Source organism: Kaistia sp. SLG-1 (assembly GCF_059699055.1).
This window is the reverse complement of the sequence record NZ_AP048544.1, coordinates 786,795-801,844: the sequence shown is the minus strand read 5'-3', so window position 1 is coordinate 801,844 and position 15,050 is coordinate 786,795. Positions and strand designations below refer to the sequence as shown.

The following is a 15,050-nucleotide window of genomic DNA, read 5'->3' as shown; positions in this document are numbered from 1 at the left end:
CCCGTCCTCAGGTGCGGAAGGACGGATGCCAGAAGGTCGAGGCGCGCTCGATGAGCGCGATCACCCCGTAGAACACGGAGCCGGCCAGCGCCGCCACCGCGATTTCCGCCCACACCATGTCGATGTTCATGCGCCCGACTTCGGTGGAGATGCGGAATCCCATGCCCACGATCGGCGTGCCGAAGAACTCGGCGACGATGGCCGCGATCAGGGCGAGTGTCGAATTGATCTTGAGAGCATTGAAGATGAACGGCAGCGCCTCGGGAAGCCGGAGCTTGAAGAGGGACTGCCAGTAGCTCGCCGCATAGGTCCGCATCAGGTCGCGCTGCATCGGCTGCGAGGCGGCGAGGCCGGTGACGGTGTTGACGAGCATCGGGAAGAAGGTCGCCACCACGACCACCGCCGCCTTGGACGGCCAGTCGAAGCCGAACCACATCACCATGATCGGCGCGATGCCGATGATCGGCAGCGCCGAGACGAGGTTGCCGACCGGCAGCAGGCCGCGCTGCAGGAACGGGATGCGGTCGACCAGGATCGCCACCAGGAAGCCGGCGCCGCAGCCGATCGCATAGCCGGCGATCACCGCCTTCAGGAAGGTCTGGCGGAAGTCGGCGGCGAGGATCGGGATCGACGAGGTGAGCTTGGTCCAGACCGCCGAGGGCGGCGGGATCAGCACGCGCGGCACCTGGAAGGCGACGACGATGACCTCCCAGAAGATCAGCACCCAGATGCCGAAGATCAGCGGCACCACGAGCTTGAGCAGGAAGCCGCCGGGACCGCCGCGAGGCTTGATGGCGGCGAGCTGCGACACCAGCCGCCAGGCGAGCAGCCAGGAAGTGAAGAGCAGCGCCCAGAAGCCCGGGCCGGTATGGCCGGCGACGGAGGGCAGGATCTCAAGCGCGTACCAGGCGCCGGCATGCGCCGCGAGCGCCAGCAGAACCGCCGTGACGGCGCTGCGCTCGGCCTTGACGGCGGCATAGGTCGCGAGAGCGAGCAGGAGGATGATGCTCCAGCCGACGGCGCCTTCGCGCGACAGCAGCCGCGCCGGATCCGCCGCATCGAGCGGTAGCGCCACGGCGGCGAACAGGCCGAGAAAGGCGAGCCAGGGTTGGAGATGACCGCGGGAACTCATCGTGCCATCCCCATGCGCTTCAAAACGATGCGGTTGGCGAAGCCGACGATCGCCACCAGCACGGCGGCGAGGATCGAGGCGGCCAAGAGCGCCGCCCAGATCTGCACCGTCTGGCCGTAATAGGAACCGGCCAGCAGCCGCGCGCCGAGGCCGGCCGAGGCGCCGGTCGGCAGCTCGCCGACGATGGCGCCGACCAGGCTGATGGCGATGGCGATCTGCATCGAGGTGAACAGATAGGGCAGCGAGGCCGGGAAACGCAGCTTCCAGAACGCCTGCCAGCCCGTCGCCGAATAGGTGCGCATCAGGTCGAGATGCATCGGATCGGGCGCGCGCAGCCCCTTCACCATGCCGACCGTCACCGGGAAGAAGGAGAGATAGGTCGAGATCATCGCCTTGGCGAGGAAGCGCGACGTATCGGTCGAGAGCCCGAGCTGGCCGTTCATGAGGTTATAGCCGACGACGACGATCATCGGCGCGATGGCGACGATCGGGATCGTCTGCGAGGCGACGACCCAGGGCATCAGGCTCTTGTCGAGGCTCGAGACATGCACGATGCCGATGGCGAGCAGCAGACCCAAGAGCGTGCCGATGACGAAGCCGGCGAGCGTCGCCGAGAGCGTCACCCAGCCGTGATAGACGAGGCTGCGCTTGGAGTTGATGGCGTAGCCGGTCGTGCTCTTCCAGAGCTCGGTCGCGACCTGGTGCGGCGCCGGCAGCAGCGGCCGCTCCATCGAGAAGGTCGCCTCGGCGAGCTGGCTGATCGTCGGCTCGACCTTCTGGCGCGCGAATTGGTCTCGCGCCAGCTGGGCGTTCAGGAAGAAGGCGCCGACATACCAGATCGCGAGGATGGCGACGACAACGACCGTCACCGGGAAGATCTGGCCGGGCTTCTTCAGCGAGCGCGGCCGGGCGGCGACGGCGGGCGAGGAAACGGGAGAGGCGAGCGTGGTCATGCGGCCCTCCCCGTCCCATATCTCCCGGTAGTGAGCCATCTGGAGGCGACATGAGCGCGACCATCGAACGGGCCTGCCGGGTGATCCGTCCCGGCGGCAGCTACCTGGGCAAACAGGGCTTCACCTATGTCGAGGGCATCTCCGCCGAAACGGTCGGCTCGACCGGGCTCAGCATGGTCCTCCTGACCGTCCCGCCGGGCGGCCGGGCCAGCGCCCACAAGCACGAGCACCACGAGACCGCGATCTACATCCTCGCCGGCGAGGCCGAGACCTGGTTCGGCGAGCGGCTGGAGCAACACGTCGTCGTCAAGGCGGGCGAGCTGTTCTACATCCCCGCCGACCTCCCGCATCTCGCCGTCAACCGGAGCTCCGAGCCCCTGGTCGCCGTCATTGCCCGCACCGATCCGAACGAGCAGGAGAGCGTCGTCCTGCTGCCGGAGCTGGAAAGCCTGGTGCCGCGCTGACGAAAGCCGGGCGAAGGGCGCGTCAGTCCTCATAGGAGTGCCCTGCCCTGAGGCCGTTGCGGACGCGCGCCGCGACTTCCAGGAATTCCGGCGTCTCGCGGATGTCGAGCGTCCGCTCACGCGGAAAACCGCAATCGATGATATCCGTGACGCGGCCGGGACGCGGCGACATCACGACGATCTTCGACGAGAGGAAGACGGCTTCCGGGATCGAATGGGTGACGAAGACGACGGTCTTCTGCGTCTTCGCCCAGAGCTTCAGGAGCTGCTCGTTCAGATGATCGCGGACGATCTCGTCGAGCGCGCCGAACGGCTCGTCCATCAGCAGGAGCTCCGGCTCGACCGCCAGCGCGCGGGCGATCGAGGCGCGCTGCTGCATGCCGCCGGAAAGCTGCCAGGGATATTTGCGCTCGAAGCCGGCGAGGTTCACCAGCGCCAGATTGTCGGCGATCCGCCGCTCCCGCTCGGCCCTGGGCAGGCCCATGATCTCGAGCGGCAGCGCGACGTTGCGGGCGATGGTGCGCCAGGGATAGAGCGCCGCCGCCTGGAACACGTAGCCATAGGCGCGGGCGAGCCGCGCCTCCTCCGGCGAGACGCCGTTGACGGTGATCGAGCCGCCGGTCGGCCGCTCGAGGTCGGCGATGACCCGGAGCAGCGTGGTCTTGCCGCAACCGGACGGGCCGATGAACGAGACGAAGTCACCCTGCTTGATGTCGAGATCGATGTTCGAGAGCGCCTGGACCGGGCCGTCATTCGTCTCGAAGGTGAGCGAAAGCCCACGGATATCGATGACGGATGCCGCATTCCCGGTTGAAGGCTGACCGTCGGCTCGTTCCTCGTAAGGTTTGAACACGGCGCTCATCCCTGCCTCAGACGCCGATCGGCATATGCTCGGGCGAACGGTTGACCGCGCGGGGCGCCGTCACTTCCTTCCACTTCGAAAGCGCCGCGTTGACGGCCGGGAACGGCCGGCGCTTGATGAACTTGCCGCGGCCGGGCTGCGGCTGCGAGTTCTGCCCGTCGGCCCAGACCACCTCGCCGCGCGACAGCGTGTAGCGCGGCAGACCGCGCACCTCGAAGCCCTCGAAGACGTTGTAATCGATGATGGATTTCTGGTTCGCGGCCGAGATCGTCTTGGTGAGCTTCGGATCCCAGACGACGAGGTCGGCGTCGGAGCCGGGCAGGATCGCGCCCTTCTGCGGATAGATGTTGAGGATCTGCGCGATGTTGGTCGAGGTCGCGGCGACGAACTCGTTCGGCGTCAGCCGGCCCGTCTCGACGCCCCGGCTCCAGAGCACGGAGAGGCGGTCCTCGAGGCCGCCGGTGCCGTTCGGGATCTTGGCGAAATTGCCGAGCCCGAAGCGCTTCTGCTCGGTGGTGAAGGCGCAATGGTCGGTGGCGACCACCTGCAGCGATCCCGCCGCGAGGCCGGCCCAGAGGCTGTCCTGGTGGATCTTGTTGCGGAAGGGCGGCGACATCACGCGCCGCGCCGCATAGTCCCAGTCGCGGTTGAAATATTCGCTCTCGTCCAGCGTCAGATGCTGGATCAGCGGCTCGCCATAGACGCGCATGCCCTTCTGCCGGGCCCGGCGGATCGCCTCGTGGCTCTGCTCACAGGAGACGTGCACGATATAGACCGGTACGCCGGCGGCGTCGGCGATCATGATGGCGCGGTTGGTCGCCTCGCCCTCGACTTCCGGCGGCCGCGAAAAGGCGTGGCCCTCGGGGCCGGTGGTGCCTTCGGCCAGGTATTTCTGCTGCAGGGCGGCGACGATGTCGCCGTTCTCGGCATGCACCAGCGGCAGCGCGCCGAGGGCTGCGCAGCGCTGGAACGACGCGAACATCTCGTCGTCGTTCACCATCAGCGCGCCCTTGTACGCCATGAAGTGCTTGAAGGTGTTGATGCCGCGCTCGACCACCTTGGCCATGTCGTCGAAGTGCTTCTCCGACCAGCCGGTGACGCACATGTGGTAGGAATAGTCGGACGAGGCCTGGCGCGTGGCGCGGCCTTCCCATTCCTCCAGCGCCGCCAGCATGCCGGGTTCGCCCGGAATGACGAAGTCGACCACCGTCGTCGTGCCGCCGGAGAGGGCTGCGAAGGTGCCGCTCTCCCAGGTCTCGGCAGCCGTCGTGCCCATGAAGGGCATTTCCAGATGCGTATGCGGGTCGATGCCGCCGGGGATGATGTAGGCGCCCGACGCATCGACGACGGTGTCGCCGGAAAGATCCGGCCCGATCGCCTTGATGGTCTCGCCTTCGATCAGGATGTCGGCCTCGTAGCTGCGATCCGCCGCCACGATCGTTCCGCCCTTGATTACCGTCGACATGGTGAAATTCCCTCTGGTCTCTCGGCCGGCTTTGCCGGCCATTCTTTTGGTTTGCCGGGTTCAGCCGGCGATTTCAGCGGTCTCCAGCACGGCATGCATGAGCACGTCGGCGCCCGCCGCCGCCCATTCCGGGCTGATTTCCTCAGCCTCATTATGCGACAAACCGCCGACGCAGGGGCACATGATCATGGTGGTCGGCGCCACCTTGGCCGTCCAGCACGCGTCGTGGCCGGCGCCGGAAATGAGGTTCATGTGGCTGTAGCCGAGCCGCTCGGCCGCTGCGCGCACGCGCGAAACCAGCGTCGGGTCGAAGGTTACGGGATCGAAATGGCCGACCGCCTCGATCGCGCAGCCGACGCCGAGCTCGGCCGCGATCTCGGACGCCTCGGTCTCGATCCGCGCGCGCATGCCGTCCAGCTTTTCCTGGTCGGGGCTGCGGATATCGATCGTGAACACGACCTTGCCCGGCAGCACGTTGCGCGAATTGGGCGTAAAATTGACCTGACCGACGCCGCCGACGGCGCCCGGCTGGTTCTCCATCGCCACCGCCTGCACCATCTCGAAGATGCGCGCCATGGCGAGGCCGGCATTGACGCGGAGGTTCATCGGCGTCGAGCCGGTATGCGCCTCACGGCCCGTCAGCGTCACTTCCAGCCACCACAGACCCTGGCAATGGGTGACGACGCCGATCTGCTTCGCTTCCGCCTCGAGGATCGGTCCCTGCTCGATGTGGTATTCGAAATAGGCGTGCATCTTGCGGGCGCCGACCGGCTCGTCGCCGACCCAGCCGATGCGCTTCAGCTCCTCGCCGAAGCTCTTGCCTTCGAGATCCCGGCGCTCATAGGCATAGTCGAGCGTCAGCGCGCCGGCGAACACGCCCGACGCCAGCATGGCCGGGGCGAAGCGGGCGCCCTCCTCGTTGGTCCAGTTGGTGACGACGATCGGGTGCTTCGTGCGGATGCCGAGATCGTTCAGCGAGCGGACGACCTCGAGGCCCGCCAGCACGCCGAGCACGCCGTCATATTTGCCGCCCGTCGGTTGGGTGTCGAGATGGCTGCCGACATAGACGGGCAGCGCCTCGGGATCGGTGCCCGGACGGGTCGCGAACATCGTGCCCATCTGGTCGACGCCGAGCGTCAGGCCGGCCGCCTCGCACCACGACTGGAACAGCGCGCGCCCCTCGGCGTCGGAATCGGTCAGCGTCTGGCGGTTGTTGCCGCCTGCTATGCCCGGGCCGACCTTGGCCATCTCCATCAAGCTGTCCCAGAGGCGTTCGCCATTGATGCGGAGATTATCGGTCGGAGCCGTCATGCAGGTCGTCTTTCGTCGTTAGAGCTCCCGGCCAGCGTCTCCAGCCGGGCGATCGGAAAAAACACGCAACGCCATCCCGCCGCGAGCGATCGCGGCGGTGTGCCTCCCCGTCAGGACGGGGAGGCTGGAATCAGAGGACTGACCCGACGACACCTTAGCGTCACATCGTCGGGAAGTTGAAGACCGCACCGGACTTGATCCCGTCCGGCCAGCGCGTCGTCACCGTCTTCAGACGGGTGTAGAAGTGCACGCCCTCCGGTCCGTAGATGGCGTGGTCGCCGAATACCGAGCGCTTCCAGCCGCCGAAGGAATGATAGGCGACAGGGACCGGGATCGGCACGTTGATGCCGACCATGCCCGCCTCGACCTTGTCGGCGAAGGAGCGCGCGGCGTCGCCGTCGCGGGTGAAGATCGCGGTGCCATTGCCGAATTCATGGGCATTGATCAGCTCGAGTGCCTCGGAATAGGAACCGGCCCGCAGGACCGCGAGCACGGGACCGAAGATCTCCTCGCGGTAGATCGTCATGTCCTTGTCCACATGATCAAAAAGCGTGCCACCGACGAAGTAGCCGTTCTCGTAGCCCTGCAACTTGAAGCCGCGGCCGTCGACGACGAGCTTGGCGCCCTCGGCGACGCCCTTGTCGATATAGCCGAGCACCTTCTCCATGTGCTGCTTGGTGACCAGCGGGCCCATCTCGGCGTCGCGGTCCGTCGCCGGGCCGATCTTCAGCGCCCGCACGCGCGGCGCCAGCGTCTCGACCAGCTTGTCGGCCGTCTTCTCGCCGATCGGCACGGCGACCGAGACCGCCATGCAGCGTTCGCCGGCCGAACCGTAGCCGGCGCCCATCAGCGCGTCGGCGACCTTGTCCATGTCGGCGTCGGGCATCACCACCATGTGGTTCTTGGCGCCGCCGAGCGCCTGCACCCGCTTTCCGGCCTTGGTGCCGGTGGCGTAGACATATTCGGCGATCGGCGTCGAGCCGACGAAGGAGACCGCCTTGATGTCGGGATGGTGCAGGATCGCGTCGACGACTTCCTTGTCCCCATGCACGACGTTGAGCACGCCCTTCGGCAGGCCCGCTTCATAAAGCAGCTCCGCCACCAGCATGGCGGCGCCGGGATCCCGCTCCGACGGCTTCAGGATGAAGGTGTTGCCGCAGGCGATCGCCACCGGATACATCCAGAGCGGCACCATGCAGGGGAAGTTGAACGGCGTGATGCCGGCGACGACGCCGAGCGCATGGCGATCGGAATAGGTGTCGATCGCCGGGCCGACATTGCGCGAATATTCGCCCTTCAGGAGATGCGGGATGCCGCAGGCGAACTCGACCACCTCGAGGCCGCGCTGCACTTCGCCGAGCGCGTCGTCATGCGTCTTGCCGTGCTCGGCCGAGATGGCGCGGGCGATCCTGTCGGCGTTCTTCTCCAGGAGGTCCTTGAAGCGATACATCACGCGGGCGCGCTTCATCGGCGGCGTGTCGGCCCAGGCCGGAAACGCCGCCTTGGCCGAGGCGACCGCCGCGTCGAGCTCGGCGGCGGTCGAGAGCGGCAGCGTCGCCGCGGCCTCGCCGGTGGCGGGATTGTAGACGGGCTGGCTGCGCGTCGAATTCGACGGCGAGGGCTTTCCGTCGACCAGATTGGTGATGGTGTTCAGGGCAATTGTATCCATTGTGTCCTCCCGAGCCTCAGTCGATCTGCTTCAGGACGGTCGAGAGTGTCTCGACGATCTGATCGATATGGCTCTTCTCGATGATCAGCGGCGGCGACAACGCGATGATGTCGCCGGTGGTGCGGATCATCAGGTTGTTTTCATAGGCCTTGAGGAAGGCCTGGAACGCCCGCTTGGTCGGGCTGCCCGGGATCGGCTCCAGCTCGATCGCGCCGATCAGGCCGATGTTGCGGATGTCGATGACGTTCGGCAGGCCCTTCAGGCTGTGCAGCGCGTCCTCCCAATAGCTGCTGATCTCGGAGACGCGGGTCAGCAGCCCCTCTTCCTCATAGACGTCGAGCGTCGCGAGCGACGCGGCGCAGGCGACCGGATGCGCCGAATAGGTGTAGCCGTGGAACAGCTCGATGGTGTTTTCGGGTGCGTTCATGAACGCATCATAGATCTTCTTCGACGCGAACACCGCGCCCATCGGCACGACGCCGCTGGTGAGGCCCTTGGCGGTCGTCACAAGATCGGGAACCACGTCGAAATAGTCGACGGCGAAGGGCGTGCCGAGGCGGCCGAAGCCGGTGATGACCTCGTCGAAGATCAGCAGGATGTCGTGCTTGTCGCAGATTTCGCGCAGCCGCTTCAGATAGCCTTTCGGCGGCACCAGCACGCCCGTCGAGCAGGCGACCGGCTCGACGATCAGGGCGGCGATGTTCGACGCGTCGTGCAGCGCGATGACCTTTTCCAGATCGTCGGCGAACTCGACGCCATGCTCCGGCTCGCCGCGGGTGAAAGCGTTGCGCGAGAGGTCATGCGTGTGGCGGATGTGATCGACGCCGGTCAGCATCGTGCCGAAGGTCTTGCGGTTGCCGGAAATGCCGCCGACCGAGATGCCGCCGAAGCCGACGCCGTGATAGCCGCGCTCGCGGCCGAGCAGGCGGAACTTGGTGCCGTTGCCCTTGGCGCGGTGATAGGCGAGCGCGATCTTCAGCGCGGTATCGACCGATTCCGAGCCGGAATTGGTGAAGAAGACATGGTCGAGCGGCGACGGCATCATCGCCGAAAGGCGGGCGGCCAGCTCGAACGCCTTCGGGTGGCCCATCTGGAAGGCCGGCGCGTAGTCGAGCTCGGCGACCTGCTTCGACACCGCCTCGACGATCTTCGGACGGCCGTGGCCGGCATTGACGCACCAGAGGCCGGCGGTGCCGTCCAGGATCTGGCGGCCATCGGCCGAGGTGTAGTGCATGTCCTTGGCGCCAACCAGCATGCGCGGGTTCTGCTTGAACTGCCGGTTTGCCGTGAACGGCATCCAGAAGGCTTCGAGGTTGTTCGGAATAGGCGCCGTGTTCATGATGCTGGGTGTCCCTCTACAGCCGATTTTCAAGCGCGGCCGGTCACTTTCTCGAACGTATCCGTAGGGCCAAACCCGGTCAAACGGTTGCGGGCGTTAAGAATGTTCTTTATATCGAACGCATGAACGCCTCGCATTTCGACATCGATGTCGGCGGCAGGCTGCGCGAGCTGCGCATCCGCCACGGCCTTTCGCAGCGGGCGCTGGCGAAGCGCGCCGGCGTCTCCAACGCCACCGTCTCGATGGTCGAGGCGAACCGGATGAGCCCCTCCGTCTCCGGCTTGCGGCAGATCCTTTCCGGCATCCCGTTCAGCCTGTCGGAATTCTTCGCCGAGGCGCGGCCGCCGGCCGAGCAGGTCGTGTTCCGCGCCGCCGAGCTGAAGGAGATCGGCGGCGGCAAGATCTCGTACCGCCAGGTCGGCAGCAATCTCGAGGGCCGGTCGCTGCAGATGCTGCACGAACGCTACAAGCCGGGCGCCGTCTCCGGCAAGGCGATGCTGTCGCACCAGGGCGAGGAAGCCGGCCTGATCATCCGCGGCCGCATGGTGCTGGAAGTCGACGGCGCGCGCTATGAGCTCGCCGCCGGCGATGCCTATTTCTTCGACAGCCGCAAGCCGCACGCCTTCCGCAATGTCGGCGAGGAGGACCTGGAACTGGTCTCCGCCTGCACGCCGCCGAGCTTCTAACCGGAGAGGCGCGGCGCGAAACCATTGAAATCGGGCCGGAATCGGCCGAAAGTCTCCTGAGGCGTCAAACGGCGTCGCATGCGGAGCCGAGCGAGCCAGAACGGACGGATGACCCAACGCGCCGCGGAGATCCAACGGGAAAGCCTCAATCCGTCATGACACGTGTCGCCCTGACGCCTGCCAACACCGCCCGCGCGCGCCAGACCAAGAAGCGCACGCGCATCCAGGCGGAGAACGAGGCGCGCATCCTCGACGCCGCGCTGGAGATCTTCTCGAGCTACGGCTTTCGCGGCGCGACCGTCGACCAGATCGCCGATCTCGCCGGCATGACCAAGCCGAACCTGCTCTATTATTTCCGCCGCAAGGAAGACATCTACCTGGCGATCCTGCGCCGGACGCTGGAACTCTGGCTGCAGCCGCTGGAAGCGCTCGGCGAGGGCGACGATCCCGTCGCCGAGATCCGCAGCTACATCGACCGCAAGCTGGAGATGTCGCGCGAGAACCCGAAGGCGTCGCGGCTCTACGCCATGGAGATCATGCAGGGCGCGCCGATCCTCGGCGGCGTGCTGGAGACGCGGCTGAAGACGCTGGTCGACGACAAGGCCGAAGTCGTCCGGCGCTGGATCGCCGAGGGGCGCCTGGCGCCGATCGACCCGCACCACCTCATTTTCATGATCTGGGCGACGACGCAGCATTATGCCGATTTCGACGTCCAGGTCCGCGCCACGCTCGGCGAGGCGACCGGCGACAACCGCCATTTCGAGACGGCGACGCAGACGCTCGAAGCGATCTTCCTGAACGGCCTGCTGCCCAAGCCGCAATAACCCCTGCCGCCGGAAAGAAACGACCGCGCCGGCGCCTCGGCCGGAACGAATTTGCGCGACCTCGCCTTCATCTGGAACAACGGCCGCCGTCCTGCTAATCCAGTCAAGCAAACTTGGCTCGGATATCGGACTCATCAAGCATGCTGACGATGGACGACGTAGCGGCAATTCCCCTTTTTTCTTCGCTTCCCCGGCAACAGATCGAGCGGCTGACGCGGAACGCCGCCGACATCAGCCTTTCCGTCAACGAATTCGCCGTGCATGCCGGAGAGGAACCCGCGCTCTATGCCGTGCTTTCCGGCAAGATCGAGGTGGTGAAGACGTTCGACGGCGTGGAAAAAACGCTCGGCTGGCGCAATCCCGGCCAAATCTTCGGCGAGGTGCCGATCGCGCTCGGCTCGCCCTTCCCCGGCAGCTATCGCGCGGCGGAACCCTCGCGCGTGATGCGGATCGAGCTGCAGCATTATTACGCGCTCGCGGCGATCGCGCCCGACGTCTCGCAGAAGGTCAGCGCGCTGGCGCGCGAGCGGATCGGCGGGCTGCAGAGCCTCGCCGCCGAGCCGCAGAAGCCACGCGTCACGCTGGTCTGCGACCGCTGGGACACCGCCGGCGGCGACATCCGCCGCTTCCTCGCCCGCAACCAGATCTCGTTCAACTGGCTGACGCCGGATTCGCCCGACCTGCCGGCGCAATGGGCCGGCCCCTGCCCGCCGGAAGAGAGCTGCCCGGCGCTGCGCTTCCCGGATGGCGAGACCCTGCTCCGCCCGAACATCCGCACGCTCGCCGATCGCCTCGGCCTGCAGACAAAACCGCGCGTCGCCGAATATGACGTCGCCATCATCGGCGCCGGACCGGCCGGCCTCGCGGCTGCCGTCTATGGCGCCTCGGAGGGGCTCCGGACCATCGTCATCGAGCGCGAGGCGCCCGGCGGGCAGGCCGGCACCTCGTCGCGGATCGAGAATTATCTCGGCTTCCCGAGCGGCGTCTCCGGCGACGAACTGGCGAGCCGCGCGCTGCAGCAGGCGCGCCGCCTCGGCGCCGAGATTTTGGTGACGCGCGCCGTCGAGCACATCGATCCCGCCGCGCACCGGATCACCCTCGACGGCGGCGAGGTCGTGCAGGCGCGCACCCTCATCCTCGCAACCGGCGTCACCTGGCGCCGCATGTCGATCGAGGGCTTCGACCGCTTCATCGGCAAGGGCATCTATTACTGCGCGGCGCGCAGCGAGGTCGGCGCCACGCACGGCCTCAACATCCACCTCGTCGGCGCCGGCAATTCCGCCGGCCAGGCGGCGCTCTATTTCGCCAACCACGCCAACACGGTCACGCTGGTCGTGCGCGGCGACTCGCTCGAAAAGAGCATGTCGCAATATCTGATCGACCAGATCCGCGCCAAGTCGAACATCACGGCGCTGCTGCATTCCGAGATCGTCGCCGTGCATGGCGAGACCAACCTGACGGCGATCGACATCCGCAGCAATCAAAGCGACGAGACCAGCCGGCACGATTGCGGCGGCGTGTTCAACTTCATCGGCGCCGACGCGGAGACGGGGTGGTTGCCGCCCGAGATCGCCCGCGACGCGCGCGGCTTCGTGCTGACGGGCGACGATTTGAGGAAGACCGGCCAGGCCTTCCCGGACCGCGATCCCTATCTGCTCGAGACCAGCGTTCCCGGCGTCTTCGCCTGTGGCGACGTGCGGCTGAGCCCGGTCAAGCGCGTCGCCGCCGCCGTCGGCGAGGGCAGCATGGCGATCGCCTTCGTGCACCAGTACCTGGCGCGCGAGGGCCGGAAGGCCGCCTCGGCCTGATTGGCTTGACTGAAGACACAGCTCAGGCGGCGAGTCCCGGCGCGCCGCCCGACAGAACAATTTCGTGTAACGGTTTGGCGCCTCCGATGATCCACGCGCCCGCCAGTGCAAATCGCGCCGCTTCGGACGTATTTCCAGAAATCTACCGTCGCAATTCTCAACTCCACTCGTGATTGAGAACGACGATCCCCTCTATCAGGACGATTTGGATCCACGTTCCTTCGCCAGCCGGCGGGCATGCGGGATGATCATGGCTCACGACTGGGGAGTGCGTCATGAAATCCATCCGAAACATCCTCGCCGGCATCGGCTTCACCGCCGCGCTGGCGCTGCCCTTCGCCGCGCAGGCGACGGTTCCTGAGGGCCCGCTCGTCTCGGCCGAGTGGCTCGCCGACAATCTCGACCATCCGGACATCCGCGTCTTCGAGGTCAGCGTCGATCCCGGCCTCTACGAGCGCGGCCATATCGCCGGCGCCGTCAATCTCGACTGGCACACGGAGCTGGTCGACTCGGTCAGCCGCGACATCGCCCAGCGCGAGGCCTTCCAGGCCAAGCTGCGCGAGGCCGGCGTCGGCCCGGACACGACCGTCATCCTCTATGGCGACAACAACAACTGGTTCGCCGCCTGGGGCGCCTGGGTATTCGACGTCTACGGCTTCGGCGACAAGGTGAAACTGCTCGACGGCGGCCGCAAATACTGGGAAGCCAAGGGCCTGCCCTTCGACACGCGCACGCCCGAGCATGCCGCCACCACGCTGGACCTGCCCGAGCGCAACAACGCGCTGCGCGCCCGCCTCTCCGACGTCATCGCCACGGTCGAGAAGCAGAAGGACGACGTCCTCGTCGATATCCGTTCCGCTCCGGAATATGAGGGCAAGGTGTTCGCGCCGGAGGGCGTCAAGGAGCTCGCCGTCCGCGCCGGCCACATCCCGGGCGCCGTCAACGTGCCCTGGGGCAAGGCTGTGGCCGAGGACGGCCGCTTCAAGTCGCCCGAGGAGCTGAAGGCGATCTACGCCGAGGTCGGCGTCGACGGTTCCAAGCCGGTCATCACCTATTGCCGCATCGGCGAGCGCTCCAGCCACACCTGGTTCGCGCTGAGCCGCATCCTCGGCTACGACGTCCGCAACTATGACGGCTCGTGGACGGAATACGGCAACAGCGTCGGCGTCCCGGTCGTCAACCTCGCCGGCACGGTCTGGACCGGCAAGTAAACATCGCCCATCGAGCGGTTCATATCCGGGCGGGCATCGCGCAGGCGGTGCCCGCCTTGGTGCGTCCGCGACTCCATTTTTTGCCTTTCGCGGACACCTTCCATGCCCGTCGCCGAACCGCCTGTCGCCCAATCGCCCCTGTCGCTGCGGATCGCCATCGGCGTCGCCATCGTCGGCGGCGTCCTGCTCCTCGCGCGCTTTGCGACGGAGGCGACCAGCGAGGGTCGCGCCATCGCCTTCTCGCTGCTGGTCGGGCTCGCCTTCGGCATCGTGCTGCAGCGCTCGCGCTTCTGCTTTCTCTGCCATTTCCGCGATTTCCAGGAGCGGCGCGACGCGCGCGGCGTGGTCGCGATCCTGGTTGCGCTGGCGCTGGGCGCGCTGCTCTACCCGATCGTCATCGCCTCCTGGATGCCGGTGATCCGGCCGGGCGCGCTGCCGCCGGACGCGCATATCGGCCCGGTCAGCCTGGCGCTCGCGGCGGCGTCCCTCGTCTTCGGCATCGGCATGGCGATCTCGGGATCCTGCCTGTCGGGCCATCTCTACCGCCTCGGCGAAGGTTCGCCGACCTCGCCCTTCGCCCTGCTCGGCGCGCTGATCGGCTTCGGGCTCGGCTTCCTGACCTGGAATTTTATCTATGTCGCGGCCGTCGCGACGGCGCCCTCCGTCTGGCTACCACACCATCTCGGCTATGAGGGCACGCTCGCGCTCGGCCTCGCCGTGCTGGCGGCGCTGATCCTCGCGGCGTTCTGGCTGGGTCGACCGGTCGCGCGCGCTGCGGAGCCGGAGGGAGAGCATGGGCAGGTCAGGTTCCTGCTGCGGCGCGTCTTCGTCGAGCGCTGGCCCTACAGCCTCGGCGGGGCGGCGATCGCCGTGATCTCCGCCTTCGCCTTCCTGCGCGTCGGCCCGCTCGGCGTCACGGCGGAGCTCGGCAGCATCGCGCGCACGTCGAGCGCCGCGCTCGGCGCGCTGCCCGAGACGCTGCACGGACTCGATGCCTTGCGCGGCTGCGCCACGGCCGTCAAATCCGCTATCCTGTCGAAGAACGGCGCGCTGGTCGGCGGGCTCATCGCCGGCAGCTTCGCCGCGGCGCTGGTCGCCGGCCAGTTCACGCCTACCTGGCCGACGCCGAAGCAGGTCGCCAAGGGGCTCGTCGGCGGCATTCTGATGGGATGGGGGGCGATGACCGGCCTCGGCTGCACGGTCGGCGTGCTGCTCTCCGGCATCCATGCCGGCGCGCTGTCGGGCTGGGTCTTCCTCGTCTTCTGCACGATCGGCGTCTCGGCGACGCTGGCGATCAGCCGCCGCGCCACGCGCGCGACGGCCTGA

General features: G+C 67.1%; 13 protein-coding genes. 6 read left to right on the top strand and 7 right to left on the bottom strand.

Annotated features, from left to right (window positions below):
* Positions 1 to 7: 7 nt before the first annotated feature.
* Positions 8 to 1,132, bottom strand: coding sequence for an ABC transporter permease (locus AC6HZP_RS03610; protein ID WP_497525430.1), 1,125 nt, complete (start codon positions 1,130 to 1,132; stop codon positions 8 to 10).
* Complete coding sequence (locus tag AC6HZP_RS03605) at positions 1,129 to 2,085, bottom strand: ABC transporter permease (RefSeq protein ID WP_497525429.1); 957 nt, start codon at positions 2,083 to 2,085, stop codon at positions 1,129 to 1,131. The genes AC6HZP_RS03610 and AC6HZP_RS03605 overlap by 4 nt, the downstream gene beginning before the upstream one ends.
* Positions 2,086 to 2,135: 50 nt before the next feature.
* On the opposite strand from AC6HZP_RS03605, the gene AC6HZP_RS03600 reads away from it, so the two are divergent.
* Positions 2,136 to 2,549: a cupin domain-containing protein gene (locus AC6HZP_RS03600; RefSeq protein WP_497525428.1), complete on the top strand. Its 414-nt coding sequence runs from the start codon at positions 2,136 to 2,138 to the stop codon at positions 2,547 to 2,549.
* A 22-nt stretch (positions 2,550 to 2,571) separates the two neighbouring features.
* Here AC6HZP_RS03600 and AC6HZP_RS03595 read toward each other — a convergent pair whose 3' ends face one another.
* The 5 genes from AC6HZP_RS03595 to aptA all read right to left on the bottom strand — a co-directional run bounded on the left by AC6HZP_RS03595 (position 2,572) and on the right by aptA (position 9,195).
* Positions 2,572 to 3,411, bottom strand: a complete 840-nt coding sequence (locus AC6HZP_RS03595) for an ABC transporter ATP-binding protein (protein WP_201402274.1) — start codon at positions 3,409 to 3,411, stop codon at positions 2,572 to 2,574.
* A 7-nt stretch (positions 3,412 to 3,418) separates the two neighbouring features.
* The gene (gene hydA, locus AC6HZP_RS03590; protein ID WP_497525427.1) at positions 3,419 to 4,876 is read right to left on the bottom strand and encodes a dihydropyrimidinase; all 1,458 of its coding nucleotides are present in this window, start codon (positions 4,874 to 4,876) and stop codon (positions 3,419 to 3,421) included.
* Between the two features lie 60 nt (positions 4,877 to 4,936).
* Positions 4,937 to 6,187: a Zn-dependent hydrolase gene (locus AC6HZP_RS03585; RefSeq protein WP_497525426.1), complete on the bottom strand. Its 1,251-nt coding sequence runs from the start codon at positions 6,185 to 6,187 to the stop codon at positions 4,937 to 4,939.
* 160 nt (positions 6,188 to 6,347) lie between these two features.
* Positions 6,348 to 7,856 carry a CoA-acylating methylmalonate-semialdehyde dehydrogenase gene (locus AC6HZP_RS03580; protein ID WP_305798449.1) on the bottom strand — a complete coding sequence of 503 codons (1,509 nt, stop codon included), beginning with the start codon at positions 7,854 to 7,856 and terminating at the stop codon, positions 6,348 to 6,350.
* 16 nt (positions 7,857 to 7,872) lie between these two features.
* Positions 7,873 to 9,195 (bottom strand): omega-aminotransferase AptA, encoded by a 1,323-nt coding sequence (aptA, locus tag AC6HZP_RS03575; protein WP_497525425.1) that lies wholly within the window; start codon positions 9,193 to 9,195, stop codon positions 7,873 to 7,875.
* Positions 9,196 to 9,317: 122 nt separating this feature from the next.
* Here aptA and AC6HZP_RS03570 point away from each other — a divergent pair, with 122 nt between their 5' ends.
* The 5 genes from AC6HZP_RS03570 (at position 9,318) to AC6HZP_RS03550 (ending at position 15,050) form a co-directional block, all read left to right on the top strand.
* The gene (locus tag AC6HZP_RS03570) at positions 9,318 to 9,881 is read left to right on the top strand and encodes a cupin domain-containing protein (RefSeq protein ID WP_201402270.1); all 564 of its coding nucleotides are present in this window, start codon (positions 9,318 to 9,320) and stop codon (positions 9,879 to 9,881) included.
* A 155-nt stretch (positions 9,882 to 10,036) separates the two neighbouring features.
* Positions 10,037 to 10,705 carry an HTH-type transcriptional regulator RutR gene (gene rutR / locus AC6HZP_RS03565; protein WP_201402269.1) on the top strand — a complete coding sequence of 223 codons (669 nt, stop codon included), beginning with the start codon at positions 10,037 to 10,039 and terminating at the stop codon, positions 10,703 to 10,705.
* Between the two features lie 140 nt (positions 10,706 to 10,845).
* Positions 10,846 to 12,513, top strand: coding sequence for an FAD-dependent oxidoreductase (locus tag AC6HZP_RS03560; RefSeq protein WP_497525424.1), 1,668 nt, complete (start codon positions 10,846 to 10,848; stop codon positions 12,511 to 12,513).
* Between the two features lie 275 nt (positions 12,514 to 12,788).
* Complete coding sequence (locus AC6HZP_RS03555) at positions 12,789 to 13,724, top strand: sulfurtransferase (RefSeq protein ID WP_497525423.1); 936 nt, start codon at positions 12,789 to 12,791, stop codon at positions 13,722 to 13,724.
* Positions 13,725 to 13,826: 102 nt separating this feature from the next.
* A complete protein-coding gene (locus AC6HZP_RS03550) occupies positions 13,827 to 15,050 on the top strand; it encodes a YeeE/YedE family protein (RefSeq protein ID WP_497525422.1) in 1,224 nt (407 codons plus the stop codon).

Bases quoted from the DNA above. Each gene is read 5' to 3' on its own strand.
- AC6HZP_RS03610 (WP_497525430.1), bottom strand. From the start codon at position 1,132: ATGAGTTCCCGCGGTCATCTCCAACCCTGGCTCGCCTTTCTCGGCCTG.
- AC6HZP_RS03605 (WP_497525429.1), bottom strand. From the start codon at position 2,085: ATGACCACGCTCGCCTCTCCCGTTTCCTCGCCCGCCGTCGCCGCCCGG.
- AC6HZP_RS03600 (WP_497525428.1), top strand. From the start codon at position 2,136: ATGAGCGCGACCATCGAACGGGCCTGCCGGGTGATCCGTCCCGGCGGC.
- AC6HZP_RS03595 (WP_201402274.1), bottom strand. From the start codon at position 3,411: ATGAGCGCCGTGTTCAAACCTTACGAGGAACGAGCCGACGGTCAGCCT.
- hydA (WP_497525427.1), bottom strand. From the start codon at position 4,876: ATGTCGACGGTAATCAAGGGCGGAACGATCGTGGCGGCGGATCGCAGC.
- AC6HZP_RS03585 (WP_497525426.1), bottom strand. From the start codon at position 6,187: ATGACGGCTCCGACCGATAATCTCCGCATCAATGGCGAACGCCTCTGG.
- AC6HZP_RS03580 (WP_305798449.1), bottom strand. From the start codon at position 7,856: ATGGATACAATTGCCCTGAACACCATCACCAATCTGGTCGACGGAAAG.
- aptA (WP_497525425.1), bottom strand. From the start codon at position 9,195: ATGAACACGGCGCCTATTCCGAACAACCTCGAAGCCTTCTGGATGCCG.
- AC6HZP_RS03570 (WP_201402270.1), top strand. From the start codon at position 9,318: ATGAACGCCTCGCATTTCGACATCGATGTCGGCGGCAGGCTGCGCGAG.
- rutR (WP_201402269.1), top strand. From the start codon at position 10,037: ATGACACGTGTCGCCCTGACGCCTGCCAACACCGCCCGCGCGCGCCAG.
- AC6HZP_RS03560 (WP_497525424.1), top strand. From the start codon at position 10,846: ATGCTGACGATGGACGACGTAGCGGCAATTCCCCTTTTTTCTTCGCTT.
- AC6HZP_RS03555 (WP_497525423.1), top strand. From the start codon at position 12,789: ATGAAATCCATCCGAAACATCCTCGCCGGCATCGGCTTCACCGCCGCG.
- AC6HZP_RS03550 (WP_497525422.1), top strand. From the start codon at position 13,827: ATGCCCGTCGCCGAACCGCCTGTCGCCCAATCGCCCCTGTCGCTGCGG.